At 58.7% G+C, this 17,303-nt stretch carries 14 protein-coding genes; 4 read left to right on the forward strand and 10 right to left on the reverse strand.

The genetic code is table 11. The features are described from left to right. Positions 1–107 precede the first annotated feature (107 nt). From ABJO75_RS17225 to ABJO75_RS17235, 3 genes are all read right to left on the reverse strand, one after another. Complete coding sequence (locus tag ABJO75_RS17225) at positions 108–4,127, reverse strand: S8 family serine peptidase (RefSeq protein ID WP_348132105.1); 4,020 nt, start codon at positions 4,125–4,127, stop codon at positions 108–110. A gap of 537 nt (positions 4,128–4,664) precedes the next feature. Next, a complete protein-coding gene (locus ABJO75_RS17230; protein ID WP_348132108.1) occupies positions 4,665–4,835 on the reverse strand; it encodes a hypothetical protein in 171 nt (56 codons plus the stop codon). Between the two features lie 21 nt (positions 4,836–4,856). Next, positions 4,857–6,242, reverse strand: coding sequence for an ammonium transporter (locus tag ABJO75_RS17235; RefSeq protein WP_348132111.1), 1,386 nt, complete (start codon positions 6,240–6,242; stop codon positions 4,857–4,859). Between the two features lie 1,042 nt (positions 6,243–7,284). Here ABJO75_RS17235 and ABJO75_RS17240 point away from each other — a divergent pair. From ABJO75_RS17240 to ABJO75_RS17250, 3 genes are all read left to right on the forward strand, one after another. Continuing rightward, positions 7,285–8,100, forward strand: a complete 816-nt coding sequence (locus ABJO75_RS17240) for a siderophore-interacting protein (protein WP_348132114.1) — start codon at positions 7,285–7,287, stop codon at positions 8,098–8,100. Positions 8,101–8,354: 254 nt separating this feature from the next. Next, positions 8,355–9,257 carry an FAD:protein FMN transferase gene (locus ABJO75_RS17245; protein ID WP_348132117.1) on the forward strand — a complete coding sequence of 301 codons (903 nt, stop codon included), beginning with the start codon at positions 8,355–8,357 and terminating at the stop codon, positions 9,255–9,257. A gap of 28 nt (positions 9,258–9,285) precedes the next feature. Further along, positions 9,286–9,711, forward strand: a complete 426-nt coding sequence (locus tag ABJO75_RS17250) for a cytochrome C (RefSeq protein WP_348132119.1) — start codon at positions 9,286–9,288, stop codon at positions 9,709–9,711. A gap of 67 nt (positions 9,712–9,778) precedes the next feature. Here the strand turns inward: ABJO75_RS17250 and hemA are convergent, their stop codons facing one another. Then, positions 9,779–11,002: a 5-aminolevulinate synthase gene (gene hemA / locus ABJO75_RS17255; protein ID WP_348132122.1), complete on the reverse strand. Its 1,224-nt coding sequence runs from the start codon at positions 11,000–11,002 to the stop codon at positions 9,779–9,781. 158 nt (positions 11,003–11,160) lie between these two features. Between hemA and ABJO75_RS17260 the strand changes: the two genes are divergently transcribed. Continuing rightward, positions 11,161–11,865 (forward strand): Crp/Fnr family transcriptional regulator, encoded by a 705-nt coding sequence (locus ABJO75_RS17260; protein ID WP_348132125.1) that lies wholly within the window; start codon positions 11,161–11,163, stop codon positions 11,863–11,865. Positions 11,866–11,877: 12 nt separating this feature from the next. On the opposite strand, the gene ABJO75_RS17265 is transcribed toward ABJO75_RS17260, so the two are convergent. From ABJO75_RS17265 to ABJO75_RS17290, 6 genes are read right to left on the reverse strand one after another with little or no spacing between them, the layout of a single operon-like run. After that, a complete protein-coding gene (locus ABJO75_RS17265) occupies positions 11,878–12,144 on the reverse strand; it encodes a cytochrome C oxidase subunit IV family protein (protein ID WP_348132128.1) in 267 nt (88 codons plus the stop codon). 5 nt (positions 12,145–12,149) lie between these two features. Then, positions 12,150–12,698: a cytochrome c oxidase subunit 3 gene (locus ABJO75_RS17270; protein ID WP_348132130.1), complete on the reverse strand. Its 549-nt coding sequence runs from the start codon at positions 12,696–12,698 to the stop codon at positions 12,150–12,152. Next, the gene (locus ABJO75_RS17275; RefSeq protein WP_348132132.1) at positions 12,695–14,623 is read right to left on the reverse strand and encodes a VWA domain-containing protein; all 1,929 of its coding nucleotides are present in this window, start codon (positions 14,621–14,623) and stop codon (positions 12,695–12,697) included. Before ABJO75_RS17275 ends, ABJO75_RS17270 begins: the two co-directional genes overlap by 4 nt. A 10-nt stretch (positions 14,624–14,633) precedes the next feature. Then, positions 14,634–15,440, reverse strand: a complete 807-nt coding sequence (locus tag ABJO75_RS17280; RefSeq protein ID WP_348132135.1) for a CbbQ/NirQ/NorQ/GpvN family protein — start codon at positions 15,438–15,440, stop codon at positions 14,634–14,636. A gap of 5 nt (positions 15,441–15,445) precedes the next feature. Continuing rightward, on the reverse strand, positions 15,446–16,810 hold the full coding sequence (locus ABJO75_RS17285; protein WP_348132138.1) for a cbb3-type cytochrome c oxidase subunit I: 1,365 nt from the start codon (positions 16,808–16,810) through the stop codon (positions 15,446–15,448). A 15-nt stretch (positions 16,811–16,825) separates the two neighbouring features. Further along, on the reverse strand, positions 16,826–17,278 hold the full coding sequence (locus tag ABJO75_RS17290; RefSeq protein WP_348132141.1) for a cytochrome c: 453 nt from the start codon (positions 17,276–17,278) through the stop codon (positions 16,826–16,828). Between the last annotated feature and the right edge of the window lie 25 nt (positions 17,279–17,303).

A 17,303-nucleotide genomic window follows, 5' to 3' on the forward strand; every position in this document is an offset into this window, starting at 1 on the left:
GACGCTGAGCAGATGGAAATGTGCGGATTCGCCTTCAGTCTGAGCTGTGCAACAAACCTGGGCGGTCGGTAACACGTGTCTCATCGTCCGCCCCTGCAGTATCAGCATCATGCGAAGAGGAAATCTGATGCAGTGAGGTCTGCTGCGCTCAATGTATCGTCAGAATCCCTTAGGATTAGACGGTCATCGGCATAGATAATGAGGACATCGCCTGAAGCGCGATCACTGATGGTGAGGTCAGTGAAATCAAGACCGGCAAGCCGAATTTGGTCGGAACCATCAGTGTAGTCGAGGATACGGTCGATGAATTGATCCACGATGAAGTCAAAGATGTCGTTGCCGTTCTGGCCCCGCAACCGGTCAGCGCCGTCGCCGTCGGTCAGGACATCGTGGCCACTGCCGCCGCGCAGATCATCGTCACCGTCGCCGCCGAACAACGTGTCCGAACCGCCCGAGCCGCGGAGCGCGTCATCTCCGTCGCCGCCGTCAATCCGGTCGGCGCCGCCGCGCCCAAAGATCCGGTCATCGCCATCCATGCCCTGCAAATCGTTGTCGTCCGAGGTCCCGCGGATCGTGTCTCGGAACCCGGTTCCGATCAAGTTTTCGAAGTCGCCCATCGCTACCGTCACGCCATTGGTGCCGCTGGCGGTTCCGGCCGCAAGATCGTAACTGCCGCCCACCTGCAGCACGTTCTGCCAATCGATCAGATCAGTCCCGGCGCCGCCGTCATAGTCTGTGGACAGGATCGGGGATCGGGCTACGACGGTGTCTTCGCCGGCCCCAGTGTCGATGGCGTGGGTCAAGTTGCCCTCGATGACCGTATCGTCCTGATTGGTGCCGATAAAGGTTTCGAAACTGGCCATGGTTTCGGTCAGGCGCCCGGAACTCGCCGTGCCATTGTAAAGATCGTAGACGCCGTCCTCCTGGGCCGAGGCGGACCAATCGACAATATCGTTCCCGGCACCTCCGTGGAACGTGTCATTACCGATCAAGGTCGTGACCTCGACGATGTCATCGCCGAAACTGGCGCGAATGTCGTTTACGCCCGCGCCTTCGATGATCCGATCGCTCTGATCGGTGCCGATGAAGTTCTCGAACCCGAACATGACTTCGGACACAAACCCGAATCGCGCGTTTCCACCGGACAGATCGTAGATGCCGTTCGCCTGTGCGGACTGAGACCAGTTGATCGTGTCAGTTCCGAAACCGCCGGTGAAACTGTCACCACCGATCAGCGAAGTGACCCGCACCAGATCGTTGCCGCTGCCTGCGTAGATGATGTTGTTGGCGGCACTCTCGGTGATCGTGTCGGCCTGATTGGTGCCGATCAGGTTTTCGAAATCGACCATGGCTTCGGAAAGGGTCCCCGCCGTAGCCAGATTGGCCGAAAGGTCATAACGGCCATCCACCTGGCTCGACCCGGACCAGTCGATCGTGTCGATGCCGCCGCCTCCGGCGATCGAGTCCTGCCCGATCAGCGATGTGATGCGCACTGTGTCGTTTCCGGCGCCGGCATTGATGGCATTGATCCCGGCACCTTCGATGATCGTGTCGCTCTGCGAGGTGCCAAAGAAGTTTTCAAAGCCGAACATGGTTTCAGTCGCAGTGCCAGCGGTCGCAGTGCCAGCGGTCGCAGTGCCACCAGAGATATCATAGACACCGCCATTCTGTGCGGAGCCGGACCAGTCGATCGTGTCATTGCCGAACCCGCCGGTAAAGCTGTCGCTACCGATCAGGGTGTTGACCCGCACGATGTCGTCTCCGCGGCGCGCATCGATCACGTTGACGGCGCTGTTTTCAATGATGATGTCGTTGCTTTCAGTGCCGATCAGGTTTTCGAAATCCTCCATCTGTTCAACATGACCATCCGTATCGCGGGCCTCGCCTGTGCTCAGATCAAATGTGGCGCCGTTTACAGTTGCCGCGCTCCAGTCGATTGTGTCGCGACCGGCGCCACCCCGGAACGTATCGTTGCGGATGTTGCTGGTCATGATGAACATGTCGTTTCCGCCATGGCCGTCGATGTCATTGGCGGCGCTGTTTTCGATGATGGTGTCGCCCTGCGCTGTCCCGATCAGGTCACGGATGCTGCGCATTTCCTCGACATTGCCATTGGCGTCGCGGGCCTCGCCAGCAACCAGATCAAAGGTTGCGGTATTCTCCGGACTATGGCTCCAGTCAATCCTGTCGCGGCCCGCACCGCCAAAGAAACTGTCGGCGCCAATAGCGGAATAAACCTCGAACGTGTCATAGCCCTGATTGCCATGGTACACATCGCTGCCGCCCGCATTTGTATCGCGCAGCGTGTCGTTCCCCCGACCGCCCCATAGCTCATTAGCGCCCGCGCCGTCGTGAATCCTGTCGTGATTGTCACCGCCAAATACCTCTTCGATTCCGGACATAGTGACCACATGTCCGCCAATCGCTCCCTGTCCGTTTTGAAGGTCGACGATGATCCAATTGTCCATTGCCGCCGCATTAATAACGTCATGGCCGGCCCCACCGGAAAAGTTGGTCGTATGGCCATCTACCCCGGCGTAGGTCGCATATTCATCGGTAAAAATGAACAGGTCGTCGTTGGTTTCATTTGCGCCATGCGTCCAAAGGTCGATGTCTGCAATCGTGATCGGCGATGTTTCGGCGTTGTCGTCATCCCGGATCTGAAGCCGCCAGGTGCCTTCGCTGGATTCGCCGCGAAACGCCGTGCTGCCGAACCGCCAGTACCCGCTCCAGTCCTCGAGCCCTCCGGTATCCGCAATCAATTGGACGCGCGTTCCGTCCGGTGAGGTCAAGTAGATTTCCAGATCGGCCAGATCTTCGACGTTGATGAAACTGATACCAAGGGTAATGTTCTCGATGATGATGCCATCGTCAAAGCGCATCGAAAAGTAGTTCGACCCGCCGGTGGTCGAGCCATCGGCTATCGTGACTTCGCGATCCAGCGCATCGATGCGGGCCGGGTTGACCTCGTTGGCACTGGTTTTCTGCGTATCCCATGTTTCCGCCAGCCGGACGGCCGCTTTCGCGTCGATCAGGCCAAAACCGTAGTCATTGGAATAGTGTAACCCGCCGCCGTTCCAATTGTCGGCTGCATTCCAGAACCATGTGGATCCGTCCAGCTGTGTGGCCTGTTCTTCGCCTTCGGCTTGGTCGCCCACTTTGCTGCCAATATGGCGCGAACTGTAGGCAATGATATCTTGAACATCCCTCCAGCCGAGGTTCGGATTGGCGTCCAGGATCAGCGCGATGACGCCTGCCACCTGCGGAGCTGCAGCCGAAGTGCCGCTGAAGCCGGTGTAATCATTGCTCGAATAGCCTTGCGCGCCGGTGATGTCGGTGGTCTGGACTGAATTGCCCTCTCGACCATAAAAGGCGGTGGTCAGGATATTGGCACCGGGGCTAGAGCTTTTGTTGGCGCCATTGTTGGCATCTGGATCGCCGTTTTGCCATAAAACTGGCGGCAGCTCGCCCGCATCGCTGACACCTGCCACAACAATTGTGTGACGTGAGTTTTCCAGGGCTTCTGCAGTGGTTTCTTCGCGATAAAATCCGTCCGGGTCCCGCCGACTGTTGCCCGCCGATTTGACGATGATCAGCCCCTTGCCGTCCCGCCCGTTTTCCGCCGCGTTTTCGGCCGCATCGACCAAGCCAAAGCGGGGGATGAACACGTTCTCGCTCTCGCCATAACTCATGGTGATCACGTCGAGGATGTCGGTGGTGGCCATGTTAATCGCGGCCTCGACTTCGTCGCGGGACCAGTCGGTCTTGTAGCCGATGATCTCGGCTCCAAAGGCGATCCCGACAGTGCCTTCACCATCCTGCGCGGCACCGATGATCCCGAGGACCGGGGTGCCATGCGCATCGACTTGTACGTCGTCTGTCAGATCTGGGTCTGGATCGGGCAGGGCAATGGAATCGCCGTCTTCAAAATCCCAATCCAGATCAGTGCGGTAGTTGTCGTAATCCGAGTGGGTGTAGTCAAATCCCCGATCTAAGGCGACCACTCTGATGCCAGAGCCATCATAGTCGTCCCAAACATCGACCACGTTTAGATCGTATTCGCCCGGGGTGGAGTTCAACAGATGCCATTGGGTCGTGAATAGGGGGTCATTGGGAATGTAGGCCATGAGAAATCCGATCAATAAGCTGGGGCGCGTCGAATAATTGACGCTGCGATCAAGGGAATGGTGCTGTCACAAAACGAGGATCAGCATACTCAATCCAAACCCATCAATCCTGACGGAGTTCTGAGCAAAATCTGACGATGCACGGTATTTCCAACGTGGTTTCACCCGTCCGAATGCGGTCGTGCGCGCGCCCGTCATTGGGTCATTTTGAGCGTGGCGTTCTGATGTGGCGGTGAGGCGATAGGCGCGAGGACGGCAATCAGTTTCTCAATCACACGCAAACTCAGAATGAAACGGACGTACCGCCAGTATTCGTGAGCGATGAACTCAGGCGGGAAGCGCCGGCGCCATTAGTAGATCGAATGCTGGGTCATGCTGAGCGACTGGGTTGATGCCGGAAAGCCAGCAACTAATGTCGAGTTTGCGTGATAACACCAGTGATTTGGCTTTTTTGGCGTGAATTGTCATAGAGACCGCGCGTAAAGCTATAGCGATGTGAGAGGCCCGCATTGCAGGCCTCTCGGAGTGTGCGGTGCTTTATTTGTACTTGCTGTATTTTGCAGCTTCGGCTCTTTGGCCGATGACTAGCGCTGCAATGCACAGCCCGATCGAGATGACGGTAAACACACCGGGCATGACAGAGCCGTAGCCCATGAAAATTGGGCCGGATACGCCGTCCCAAGTCGCTGGTTCAAATGGAAAACCCATGATTTTCTCCTTGTTTTTGGGTTAGCTGGCGGCAGGGGCAGACGCGGGTATGCCCTCTGGATAGGCTTGAGCAGGGACCTTGACGGTATCGAGGCCGGCTATTTCTGCCGCTGCTGGCACGCGCAACATTCCAAACATTTTCAGAACGAAGGATGTCAGATAGCCCGTGCTCAGACCGATTGCGATGAATACGACAGCGCCGGCGAGTTGACCAAAAAGGCTGATCGTTGGGGCATCTTCACCCCCCAGTGCAGGATAACCCGCCGCTGTGACGCCGAGGACCAACATGCCATAGATACCGATCGTGCCATGAACGGTGACCGCTCCAACCGCGTCATCAATGCCGAATTTCTCGAGTGCGCGGGCCGCTGGTTTCAACAAAAGACCTGCACCAATAGCAATGATGAACGTCAGACCAGGCCAATAGAGGTCCAGGCCAGACGCGGTTGAAATGATGCCAGCCAATGCACCGGACATCATCCAGAATGGGTTTTTGGTGAACACCCAGGAGCCGATGATGCCACCGCCGATCGCCATCAATACGTTGAACGCCAATGCGCCAAGGTTGGTGGGCGTGCCGTAGATTGTGGCGTAGTTGCCACCCCACGACCAGGCCTCGCCGCCGACAACAACACAACCCATCAGAAAGCCCCAGAACCCCACGATGATAATCATCAGCCCTGTAGCTGTGAGCGGCATGTTATGGCCCGGAAGGTCGTTCGCGGTGCCGTCGGGATTGAACTTGCCGATGCGTGGCCCAAGATTGATGAGAACGCCAAGCGCAAAGAACGCAGCGACTGCGTGCACAAGGCCAGCTGCACCGAAATCGTGGACGCCCCATTGTTGGACCAACCACCCATCAGAATGCCAACCCCAAGCCGCCGCAACCGTCCAGCTAAATCCGCCAAGCACAATCGCGCAGATGACAAAGCCGACTGTCTGAATGCGTTCGATAACGGCGCCCGACATAATCGAAGCCGTCGTTGCCGCAAAGAGCGCAAAGGCACCCCAGAATACGCCGTCAATCTGGTCTTCGGTGTTTGGTCCCATATAGGCGGCGCTTTCACCCCAACCCCACGCAATCGAATTCGCATAGGCGGCGCCGGAAATGCCGTTTGGGCCTTCGGATAGGGTCAGCCCGGTGGGGAAGCCCCAGTATATCCACCAGCCGAAAAAGTAGAACGCCGGAATGACGAACGCGAAGGCGAGAATGTTCTTGACCCCTGATGACAGCGCATTCTTGGCGCGGGATGCGCCCATTTCGTAGGCCAGAAAGCCTGCGTGAATGATGATCATCAAAGGAATGGTGAGATAATAAAAGAGCTCGGCGAACATCGTGTTCGTCAGATTGCCCTTCGTTTCTATGGCAGCGACTTGCGCTGCGAGTTCGGCCAGTTGTTGTTCCACGTCTCAGTCCCCTTTTCTGACATTGGTCTGGTGGCGCCGGTCTCTTGCCGCGCGCACCACTGCGAAAAATGAACCACGGTGCTCTTACCCGGGCCAGAATTTTATAATTTTTAGGAAAATAATTTTCCTATGGGTTGAGCGCGTTGCGTGCCATCTCGGCCAATGGCGTGACCAACCTCCGAAAGGCGGAAGGATCGCTCAGAACAGCAGCGCCGATTGGACTGTCAGGGTGCTTCTTTACGAGACGGCGCATGAACTGGGCTTGGGGGGCGATGTGTACGCGTTTTGGCGCCCGATTTTGGCCAAGACAGAGAGTGCGTCTCGATTAGTTCCATAAATTCAATGATTAGGTCGAAAAATGCTCGAAGTCGTCTACCCGGCTTTAGCTTGCGTTCTTGCTGTGGGTTGGCAACTCAGAGTTGCACACTTGAATTTCCTATGGCGATTCATGCGCGGGACGGAGGGGTGAGTTTCACCTGTCAGCCTGCAAAATTGAACGCAATTGTGCTGTGCTCTTGGCGATCAACCTCACGCTTTGGACGATGATTTTGAGTGTTAAAATCGGAAGGGATACAACAATACGGCTGCACAAAGATGTGGCGGGGCGCTTCATGTATGAGCAACGTCAAGAAGCCAGAGCGTTGGTCACTTCGTTGTTGAAACCATACCAGCGTTGGAACGCCTGAGACTGATTCCAGACTCCTACGGGCGCGCAGGGATTGCCAAGGTGTTTGCTCGTCGGCTTTCACATAGGCAATCGGGATTAAGCCGTTGTTCCGATCAATGGCGTGAGTTTCGATGGTTCTGGCATTGGCCGAAATCGCCGAACGCTGCCCAATATCTTCCAAGGGATTGCAGCAATCGTGATGGATGATAACGAGGCATCATTTTGCGTATGTGACTGCCGGTAAAGTGATTTAAGGCCTTCTGTCCGCCAATTGCGACGACCTGTGCGGATAAATGCCGGCTGAACCTCTTGTGGTCCGCGGTGCATGCGTTATTTCTGACAAAAATAATCAGAATACGCCAAAGGAAGTTTCATATGGCAGAATTGAACAGTATCCGCCCCGCTGCCCGCGCCCGAACAGACCGTCCGGCACCACGTCTTCTGACGGTCAAGCGGGCGTGGCATCTGACGCCCAACATGATCCGCGTGACCTTTTCGGGGCCGGAACTTGATGGTTTTCCGGAGGGCCGTGAAGGTGGGAACTGCAAGCTGATGTTGCCTGAACCGAACGAAGCCCAACAGGATTTCGCCGCACGACTGATCCAAGGGCCTCCTCCGGCCCGCCGAACCTATACGGTGCGCAGCTATCGGGCAGATGTGCAGGAATTAGATATCGATTTTGTCGCGCATGGCGACAACGGCCCGGCCTCACGCTGGGCAAGCCATGCGCAACCGGGGGATTTCCTGGGTTTCGCGGGCCCGAGCACGCCAAAGGTGACGGATTTTGATGCAGATTGGTATCTGATCGCCGCTGATCCCTCGGCCTTGCCTGTGGCTGCTGCCACACTTGAGGCTATGCCGCGTGATGCAACGGGCGTCGCCATTTTTGAAATGACTTCCGAAAAGGACCGCCAGCAGATTGATGCGCCGGACGGCATTGCGATGCATTGGTTGGTGAACCCTGATCCGGCCACGCCCTCAACCCGGCAAGAAGATTTCATCCGCGCGCTTGACTGGCCCGAGGGTCGTGTTCAGACTTGTATCGCCGGTGAATCCGGCGTCATCCGGGCCCTCCGCGCGTTCCTTCATCAGGAAAAGAGCCTGCCGCGCGCGGACACCTATATTTCGGGCTACTGGAAGATCGGTCTCGTCGAAGACGAACATCAGGCCATGAAACGCGCCGAGGCTTGAAGACGCGAGAGAAAGGGCAGGTAGTGTCTCAGTTTGAAAATTATCCGGCCGATCCATTTGTTTTGCTTAGCGTAAAGCATGGATAAGGCAAAACATGATCTAAACTATCAGATTCATGAGGCGAGAAACGCCCCACTGACTCCACCGGGCTTGTTGTGATCATTTGACCAAAGTCAAGAATACGAGCCGGAGTAGGCGATAGCAGTAACTCTACACAAAACTTGCGAACGCCGCATGAGGGGGGGAAGTTTGAGATGACGTTGACGCGTCGCCGTTTTCTGAGCATCGCCTCTGCCGCCTGTCTTGCTGCGCCAGCGGCGAATGCCTTTGTCTGGCAAGGTACGGCTTTGGGCGCGCGGGCGCAGATCATGCTCGATCATCCGCGTGCGGTGGCGATCACCGAGGTTGCTCGGGCAGAGATTGATCGGTTGGAAGATATCTTCAGCCTCTATCGCCCGGCGTCGGAACTCTCGCGCTTGAATGCATCGGGGGTGCTGTCAGCCCCTTCGGTTGAATTGCTGGAGTGCCTTGGGGTCGCCAGACATGTCCATACACTGACGGGCGGGCGATTTGATCCATCGGTTCAACCCTTGTGGCGCGTGATGGCGACGTCATATCGGCAGGGGCGTGCGCCGTTGCCCGCCGAGATGACGGTCGCGCGCCACAGGATCGGCTTTGAACGCGTCAATGTTGACGCGACCGGCGTATCCATGGGCCACGGGCAGGAACTCACATTGAACGGGATTGCTCAGGGCTATATTGCGGACCGCGTGGGCCGGTTGATGCGTGCCGAGGGCGTGGTGGATGTGCTGATTGATACAGGTGAGATCGTCGCATTGGGGTCTCCTGGCAAAGGCACGGGTTGGCCCGTTACCATTGCAGGCGAGGCGACTGCGCGTCAGTTGACAGGCCGGGCGCTGGCCACCTCGGCCCCTTTGGGCACCACGATGAATTCCGGTGGCTCGATTGGACATATCATTGATCCCCGTCACGGTCGCATGGTCACGCCCACGATCCGCCAGATTTCGGTCAGTGCCTCCAGCGCCGCCTTGGCGGACGGGCTTTCCACCGGACTGTGCCTTGCCGCCGACCGGAGCGAGGCACAGCAACTCTTGAGCAAAGTCAAGGATGCCAGACTGGAGAGCCTGTACCTCTGAGACTGTGTGAAATCAGAGGAGACTTGCGATGGGGATCAAGCAAATCGTTCCAATTCTGGCCGTCCTGCCGATGCTGGCGGGCGCGGCTTTTGCCGGGGATGCCGAAAAGGGAAAGTCGGATTTCAAACTCTGCAAATCCTGTCACGCCGTCATCGCGACAGATGGCACGGTGATCCAGAAGGGCGGCAAGACCGGGCCGAACCTCTATGGCGTGATCGGACGTGTCGCGGGTTCGGACCCCGATTTCCGGTATGGAGACTCGCTAGCGGCGGTGAGCGAAACCGGCCTTGTCTGGGATGAAGAGAACGTCGCGGCCTATATCACCGATCCGAAAGCGTGGCTGGGAGAGACGCTGGGCGAGTCCAAGGTGAAGACCAAGATGACCTACAAACACCGCAAGAATGCCGAAGACATGGCGGCCTATCTGGTAACTGTGTCGCCATCTGACAGCTGATTTAACAGGACTTTGACAAGACCCGGTTGCCGATTGGCGACCGGGTCTTTTGCTGTGAGTGGAAACCTTATTGCGCCGCGATGGGGATGCGCGCGATCTGGCAACGCTGCCACAACGCGCCGAGAGCGGCGGCGAGGCGATCGATATCTTCGGTGGTGTGAACCGGCGACGGGGTGATGCGTAGCCGCTCGGTACCCTTGGGAACGGTGGGATAGTTGATCGGCTGTATGTAGATGCCGAACTCGTCCAGCAGCGTATCGCTCAGGAATTTGCACTTCATCGGATCGCCGACAATGACCGGGATGATGTGGCTGGGGTTGGGCAAATGTGGAATGCTCAGGGCATCCAGCCGTTCGCGCAGTTCGGCCACGCGCTGTCGTTGCACCTTACGCTCAATATCGGATGTCTTGAGGTGCTGTACTGACGCAGCGGCGGCGGCGGCCACCGCGGGCGGCAAGGCGGTGGTAAAGATAAAGCCAGAGGAAAAGCTGCGGACAAAATCACAGAGTGCGGCAGAGGCAGCGATGTACCCGCCGACCACGCCAAAGGCCTTGCCCAGCGTGCCTTCAATCACCGTCAGCCGGTGCATCAGACCGTCCCGCTCGGCGATGCCCCCGCCGCGGGGGCCATACAACCCGACAGCATGCACTTCGTCGAGATAGGTCATCGCGCCATACCGGTCGGCCAGATCACAGATGCCTTCAATCGGGGCGATGTCGCCATCCATCGAATAGACGGACTCAAAGGCGATCAGTTTGGGAGCATTGGCCGGTGCAGCCGCCAGCTTTGCCTCGAGATCCGCGAGATCGTTGTGTTTCCAGATCACCTTCTTTGCGCGGGAATGGCGGATACCCTCGATCATGCTGGCGTGATTCAGCGCGTCGGAAAACACGATACAATCAGGCAGTTGCGCAGCCAGCGTGCCAAGGGCCGCCCAGTTTGAGACATAGCCTGAGGTAAACAACAGCGCCGCATCCTTGCCGTGCAGATCCGCCAGCTCGCGTTCGAGTAGGACATGGTCATGCGTCGTTCCCGAGATGTTGCGCGTTCCGCCCGCACCCGCGCCGCAACGATCAACCGCCTCGTGCATGGCAGCAAGAACGTCGGGATGCTGACCCATGCCAAGATAATCGTTGGAGCACCAGATGGTCACGTCTCGTTCGCGACGCCCAATGTATTGCCTCGCCGCAGGGAATGCGCCGCAATCACGTTGCAGTTCCGCGAACACGCGATAGTTGCCCTCGGCGTGAAGCCCCTCTAACCGGTTTTGAAAAAAGTCCTGATAATCCATGGCTTGGCTCCCGGTTTTGCGATGGCTGACTGCAATTTGGCAAATGCGGCCAAGGGTCTCCATGACAATAGTCAAGTCATCCCCAAGGGGGCGGATCAGGGATGCGGGCCCGGGCTTGATGGTGTAGGATCAGGCCAGCAATAGAAAGGAATTTTCTGGTGGCGCATGAGGATCACAAGGCGGTCGCACGGAACGCGGCGCTCATCCGTTCCTTGCCCGATGAGCATATCGAGACGATCCTGTCACGCGGGGTGTTCCGAAGCGCCAACCGGGGTGAAACCCTGTTTCTACAGGGCGAAAGATGTCCGGGTATCCATGTCGTGCTGGACGGCTGGGTAAAGCTCTACCGGATCGCGCCCAATGGCGCAGAGGCGGTGGTGGGCGTGTTCACCAAGGGCGAAAGCATGGGCGAACCGGTGGCGCTTCGGCAAGGTACCTATCCCGTGTCGGCCGAGGCTGCGACGGCCTGTACGACAGTCCTGATCCCTGGCGACGCCCTGATCCAGTTGATCCATCGCGATCCGCAGGCCAGCATCTCGATCCTCGCGGCGACCTTTAACCATCTTCATTCGCTGGTCGCACAACTTGAACAGCTTAAGGCGGAAACCGGGGCGCAGAGGGTGGCGCGCTTTTTGCTTGAACTGTGCGAGGAGGGGGGCGGTGATTGTCGGCTGACGCTGCCCTATGACAAGGTGTTGATCGCGGGACGATTGGGGATGAAACCCGAGAGCCTGAGCCGGGCGTTTTCGCGGCTCAAGACTGTTGGCGTCACCATCACGCGCAACCACGCCGAAATAGCGGATATCGCGCAGTTGCGCAGTGTTGTGGAAACCGATCCCGCCGATGCGTGGAACAGATCCTGACGCGACCCGGACTCAGCGCATGAACACCGGGATCAGGTAGAGCCCGAAGGCGAGCAGTGTCCAGATCGCAAACACCAGTGTGGCACCTGTCAACCAGCCCGGCGCGCGCTGCAGGTCGAGATATCGCGCAAGGATAAGCCGGGCCTTGAACAACGCCAGCAACAGGATCGTTGCAGCCAAGGTCCAGCGTGGCATTGGCGTCAATGTCGCCAGAGCCGCGACAAGGCTTAACCCGGTCAACCACAGCCAAGCGCTCAGCAGCGATTTGGACAGGCCCATATCCGTCATCCCAAAAGATAGATGACTGGGAACAAGAGCACCCAGACCAGATCGACCATGTGCCAGAACATCGCTGACGCCTCGATGTTTTGTGATGCATCCCGCCATGCCACCAGCAGCAAAAGCAGAACGCCTGCAACGACGTGGGCAGCGTGGAACCCGGTCAGGCCATAGTAGAATGTGAAAAACGGATGGGTGTCCCATGCGATGCCCTGCGCCGCCTTGCCGGCGTATTCGGCACCCTTGATGACGAGGAAGAGTACGCCCAACGCGGCCGCCGCCACCAGCGCCACACGCGCAAGCGCGCGTTTCCCAACCCGGCGCCAGACAAGCGCCTGTGCCGCGAGGAACCCGCTGGTGATCAGCACCGCTGTGTTCAGCGCGGCCCCGGTTCGGTACAGGTGATCCTGCGCCTCGGCAAAACCCACCGGATCAGTTAGTCGCACCGCGAGAAATGCCGTCAGCCCGGCGGCGAAAACCAGCAGTTCGCTGACGATGAGAACCCACATCATCAACTCGCCCGGCAGTTCATCCAACCCGCCCTGCGTGCTCATGCGCCGACCAGTTGGCGATAGATACGGGGCAGGGCAAAGATCAGCTTTTCCGGGTTAGGCACCACTGCAAAGCCGCCTTGGCCGAACAGCCGTGGAAACCAGGATTTGGCGTCGCTGTCCACGGTGATCCCAAAGACCGATTGCCCGGCGCGGCGTGCCTCGCGGGCTGCCATGGCGGTGTCTTCGATGCCGTGGCGGCCTTCATAATGGTCAAGGTCGTTTGGCTTGCCATCGGTGATCACGATCAAGAGGCGCCGCTTGCGGCTCTGCCCGGCAAGGTCCGCCGAAACATGGCGGATCGCTGCGCCCATCCGTGTGTAAAATCCGGGGCGCAACCCACCAAGGCGCCGTTCGACCATCGCGCCCATGGGCTCTTCAAAGCTCTTGCAGGTTTGCAGATAAACCCTGTGCCGTTTCAACGAGGAAAAGGCGTGGATCGCGAAATCATCGCCACAGGCGTCAAGCCCCCACGCGAGTGCATCCAGTGCCTCGCGCTCGATGTCGATGACCGCGCGACCTGTCACAGCGCTCTCTGTGGAGCGTGACACGTCGAGCAGGATCGACACGGCAAGATCGCGGGCTTCGGGGCGGGTTTGCATCCAGACCCGTTCGTTGCCTTCACCACTGGCGATGCGATCCGCCTCAGAGCGCACGGCTGCGTCGATATCCAGCGCATCACCGTCCAGATGCCCGCGCGTCGTCACGCGGCCCGGTCGCAACGCCTCGAACTGGCGTTTGACGGCACGAATGCGCCGGGCGGCGGCGGGGTCATGGGCAAAGGTTTCGTCTGCGGGCGTGGCGACAGAGGCCAGCACACAGGCGTGATCGGGCAGATATGCGCCGGACCGGCAATCCCATTCGGGATAGGTCAGCTTCTGCGAAAGGCGCTCGCGGTCGACATCTTCGGGTGCGAGGTCGAGGTGCAGTTTCAATTTGGTAGGCGGCGCTTTGGTGATCTGTCCAAGGCCGATTTCGTCCTGATCGTCGGCGGCCTTGCGAGCATTTTCAGGGTCGTCATCATCGACACGCCGATTGAGGTTGAGGAATTCGGCCCAAGACAGGATCGCTTCGAACTTGTGCAGGATAAAGCTGTCACTGCGTTCGGCCAGATCGGATTTGCGACGGCGGGCGCGATGGGTTCTGCCTTCGCCATCCTCAGGTGGCGTCTCTCCGGTTTCGGAATCTTCGGCCTCGTGCCGCTCGCTGGTTTCAATCGCGCGCAGGTCGGGGCACAGCGGCACCGGGCGAAAGGGGCGATAGCCGCGCGGGGCGGTCAGCTCCTTGAGGTCGTCGCGATCGATCGCTTGCCACATATCGGCGGCCATGTCGGGCAAAGGCTCGCCCAGCATGTGGCGCACCAGCGCTTCGACCTGTGCCTCGATGCGGGGCAGGGCGGTTGTCGGACGTTGGGCGAGCGTCGCACCGCACAGCGTATCATGCAAGGTGCGCAATCCCGGCGCATTGTTCAGTGTCGCAGTAACCATTGTCCGCGCAGCAGCCAGTGCGCGCAGATCGGTGCGCAAGGGATCGGCCTCGGCGTACCGCTGTGGGGCATGGGCCGCAGCGGCAGCCAGCCAGACGTAGAGCGCCGCATTGGCCTCGCGTGCCGGGAAAACCGCCAGCCGCGCCGGCATCCGCAGTACTTCTCCATCAAAACTGGCACGCGGCACTGTTTCGGCTTCGGTCCCCAGTTTTCGGCGCCACGACAGACGGTGATGGCTGGCTTCTTCCGAAACCGGTCGCAATTCGACAGAGGCGCTGCCACCCAGCCCCCTGAAAAGGATCGCCAGCCGCCCGCCGACCTCGGAAAGGTCGACTGCGGCTCCTCCATGCGCCTCGGGCGCATCCAGGCGACTGGCGAAGGAATGCCACAGTTTCCCGACAGTTTCTTCGGGTTCCCATGGTTCGAAGGTGATCCGTGACATCGGCCGCGCCTCACCCAAAGACGGCCGTGACCAGATCGAGGAGCCCGCGTTTGATATCCTCGTCATCGGTAAGAGGTTCCACCATCGCCGCACGGATTGCCCGTTCGACCGGCATCCCCTGTTGGATCAGCGTTGCAGCATAAACGACAAGGCGGGTGGAAACGCCTTCCTCCAGATCCTGCCCCTTGAGCCCGCGCAGTTTGCCTGCCAACCGCACCAGCGCCTTGACCCGCGCCGGGTCCAGCCCGCTTTCCTGCGCAACGATCCGCTCTTCTTCGGAGGGAGCGGGGAAATCGAACTCCAGCGACAGAAACCGCTGGCGGGTCGATGGTTTTAGGGTCTTCAGGATGTTCTGGTAACCGGGGTTGTAGGAGGCAACCAGCATAAAGCTAGGAGCGGCCTCCAGTTCCTCGCCGGTCCGGTCAATCGGCAGAATGCGCCGGTCGTCGGTCAGGGGGTGCAGCACGACGGCCACATCCTTGCGCGCTTCGACCACTTCGTCGAGGTAGCAGATCGCACCCTCACGCACCGCGCGGGTCAGGGGCCCGTCGACCCAGACAGTTTCGCCACCTTTCAGCAGGTAGCGCCCGATCAAATCCGCCGCCGACAGGTCGTCATGACAGGCAACGGTATAGAGCGGACGGCCCAGACGCGCCGCCATATGCGCGACGAAACGGGTCTTGCCACAGCCGGTCGGACCTTTCAGCAGCAGAGGCAGGGTGTTTGCATAGGCGGCGGCAAAAACCTCGCATTCGTCGCCCTGGGCGAGATAGAAGGGGGCTTGCACCCCCTCCCGTTGATCAAAACTTCCATCCATGGGCTTCACTCCGCCGGGACCGAGGCATCATCCGAGATCACCTCTTTGCGCGGCATGGCGAGTGCATAGACCAGCATCAGCAAGCCTATGAACACCACCACACCCGAGAAGAAGCGCATCCAGAAGAAGATCGCCAGCTGATCCTGTACATCCATGAAGTATTCGCCCAGAACCCGCTGCATGTGGGTTTGCACAGTACCTGCGAATGTCAGCGTGAAGGTCATGAAACACATTCCCCCCGACATCAGCCAGAACGCCCCCATGTTCAGCACTTGGTTATAAGGATCGCGGTTGCGCAGGATCGGCATCGCGTAGGTAAAGATCGCGATGTTGAGGCAGACATAGGCACCGTAAAAGGCAAGGTGCCCATGTGCTGCGGTGATCTGGGTGCCGTGGGTATAGAAGTTCACCCCGTGCAACGTATGCAGAAAGCCCCAGACACCGGCGCCAAAGAAGGCCAGCGTGGCACAGCCGAGCGACCACAACAGTGCGGCCTTGTTCGGGTGATCCCGACGCCCCTTCCAGACCATCACAAAGGCAAAGGCCATCATGGCAAAGAACGGGATCACTTCGAGCGAGGAGAAGATCGAGCCGATCCACTGCCAATAGCCCGGACCGCCGATCCAGTAATAGTGGTGCCCGGTGCCAAGGATGCCGGAAAACAACGCCAGCGCGACGATGACATAAAGCCATTTCTCGACCACCTCACGGTCCACACCGGTCAGCTTGAGCATCAGGTAGGCGAGGATCGACGCCATGATCAGTTCCCACACGCCTTCGACCCAAAGGTGGATCACGTACCACCAGTATTGTTTGTCGAGCGCAAGGTTGGACGGGTTGTAGAAAGCAAAGAGAAACAGCAGCGCCAAACCCCAGAGGCCCAACAGCAGCACGTTGGTGATCGCGGTCTTCTTGCCCTTCAGCACCGTCATCGAGACGTTGTAGAGAAAGATCAGCGCCGCAACGACAATGCCGACTTTGACCCATTTCGGTTGTTCAAGGAATTCGCGCCCTTCCTTGCCCAGCAGCCAGTTGCCCTCAAACAGGTTGAAAACATAGGTCAGGACCACGCCCAGCGTCCCGACCACAAGGATGATCAGTTGCAGATAGGCCAGCATGGGGGAGTGGATTTCGCGTTCCGCTTCTTCCGGAATCAGGAAGTAGGCCGCGCCAAAAAAGCCCAGCAACAGCCAGACGATCAGCGAGTTGGTGTGCAGCATCCGCAGGATGTTGAACGGCAGCAGTTCCGACAGGAAATTCGGGCTGACATAGACAAAGCCAACCAGCAGCCCGCCTATGATCTGGATTACAAACAGCCCCAAGGCCACGGTAAAATAGGCCAGTGCGATCTTTTGGGTTTGATATTTCATCTTGCTTGCCCTTTCTCAACCGGCGTCATTGGGCGGCCAGCCCTGAGTATCGATGGTGCCGGACCACATCAGGAAATCGGCCAACCCGCGGTATTCTTCTTCGGTCAGCTCAAAATATGGCATCTGGCGGCGGCCCTCGATGCCGGTTGGCATCGCTTCCATCCAGCCGCGCAGGGTTTCATAGGCCGCTTCGGGGTCATCATCGACGCCCCAGCGGGTCATCACATTGCCGACTTCGGGCGCGAAATAGGCACCTTCACCAAGCAGAGAGTGACAGTTGATGCAGGCATGCTTTTCCCAGACATGCTTGCCGAGCACCACGCTTTCGGTCAGGCCCTCAGCGTCGGTTGACGTGGTGACAATGTAGCGATGCGAATGCACCGTCAGCCCCACGAAGATGAGAATAAAGAACAATGACCCGCCATAGAAAATGTTTCGGGCCATGCTCTTGGTCATGACTTCGCGCATAGCGCTCTCCTTCGCCCGGTTGGAT

The sequence above is a fragment of the Sedimentitalea sp. genome (assembly GCF_039973035.1).
Taxonomy (GTDB): Bacteria; Pseudomonadota; Alphaproteobacteria; order Rhodobacterales; family Rhodobacteraceae; genus Sedimentitalea.

Coding starts and splice junctions, on each gene's coding strand:
- ABJO75_RS17275 (WP_348132132.1), bottom strand. CDS start 14,623: ATGTCACGGATCACCTTCGAACCATGGGAACCCGAAGAAACTGTCGGG.
- ABJO75_RS17270 (WP_348132130.1), bottom strand. CDS start 12,698: ATGAGCACGCAGGGCGGGTTGGATGAACTGCCGGGCGAGTTGATGATG.
- ABJO75_RS17265 (WP_348132128.1), bottom strand. CDS start 12,144: ATGGGCCTGTCCAAATCGCTGCTGAGCGCTTGGCTGTGGTTGACCGGG.
- ABJO75_RS17230 (WP_348132108.1), bottom strand. CDS start 4,835: ATGGGTTTTCCATTTGAACCAGCGACTTGGGACGGCGTATCCGGCCCA.
- ABJO75_RS17285 (WP_348132138.1), bottom strand. CDS start 16,810: ATGAAATATCAAACCCAAAAGATCGCACTGGCCTATTTTACCGTGGCC.
- ABJO75_RS17280 (WP_348132135.1), bottom strand. CDS start 15,440: ATGGATGGAAGTTTTGATCAACGGGAGGGGGTGCAAGCCCCCTTCTAT.
- ABJO75_RS17225 (WP_348132105.1), bottom strand. CDS start 4,127: ATGGCCTACATTCCCAATGACCCCCTATTCACGACCCAATGGCATCTG.
- ABJO75_RS17240 (WP_348132114.1), top strand. CDS start 7,285: ATGGCAGAATTGAACAGTATCCGCCCCGCTGCCCGCGCCCGAACAGAC.
- ABJO75_RS17245 (WP_348132117.1), top strand. CDS start 8,355: ATGACGTTGACGCGTCGCCGTTTTCTGAGCATCGCCTCTGCCGCCTGT.
- hemA (WP_348132122.1), bottom strand. CDS start 11,002: ATGGATTATCAGGACTTTTTTCAAAACCGGTTAGAGGGGCTTCACGCC.
- ABJO75_RS17250 (WP_348132119.1), top strand. CDS start 9,286: ATGGGGATCAAGCAAATCGTTCCAATTCTGGCCGTCCTGCCGATGCTG.
- ABJO75_RS17290 (WP_348132141.1), bottom strand. CDS start 17,278: ATGCGCGAAGTCATGACCAAGAGCATGGCCCGAAACATTTTCTATGGC.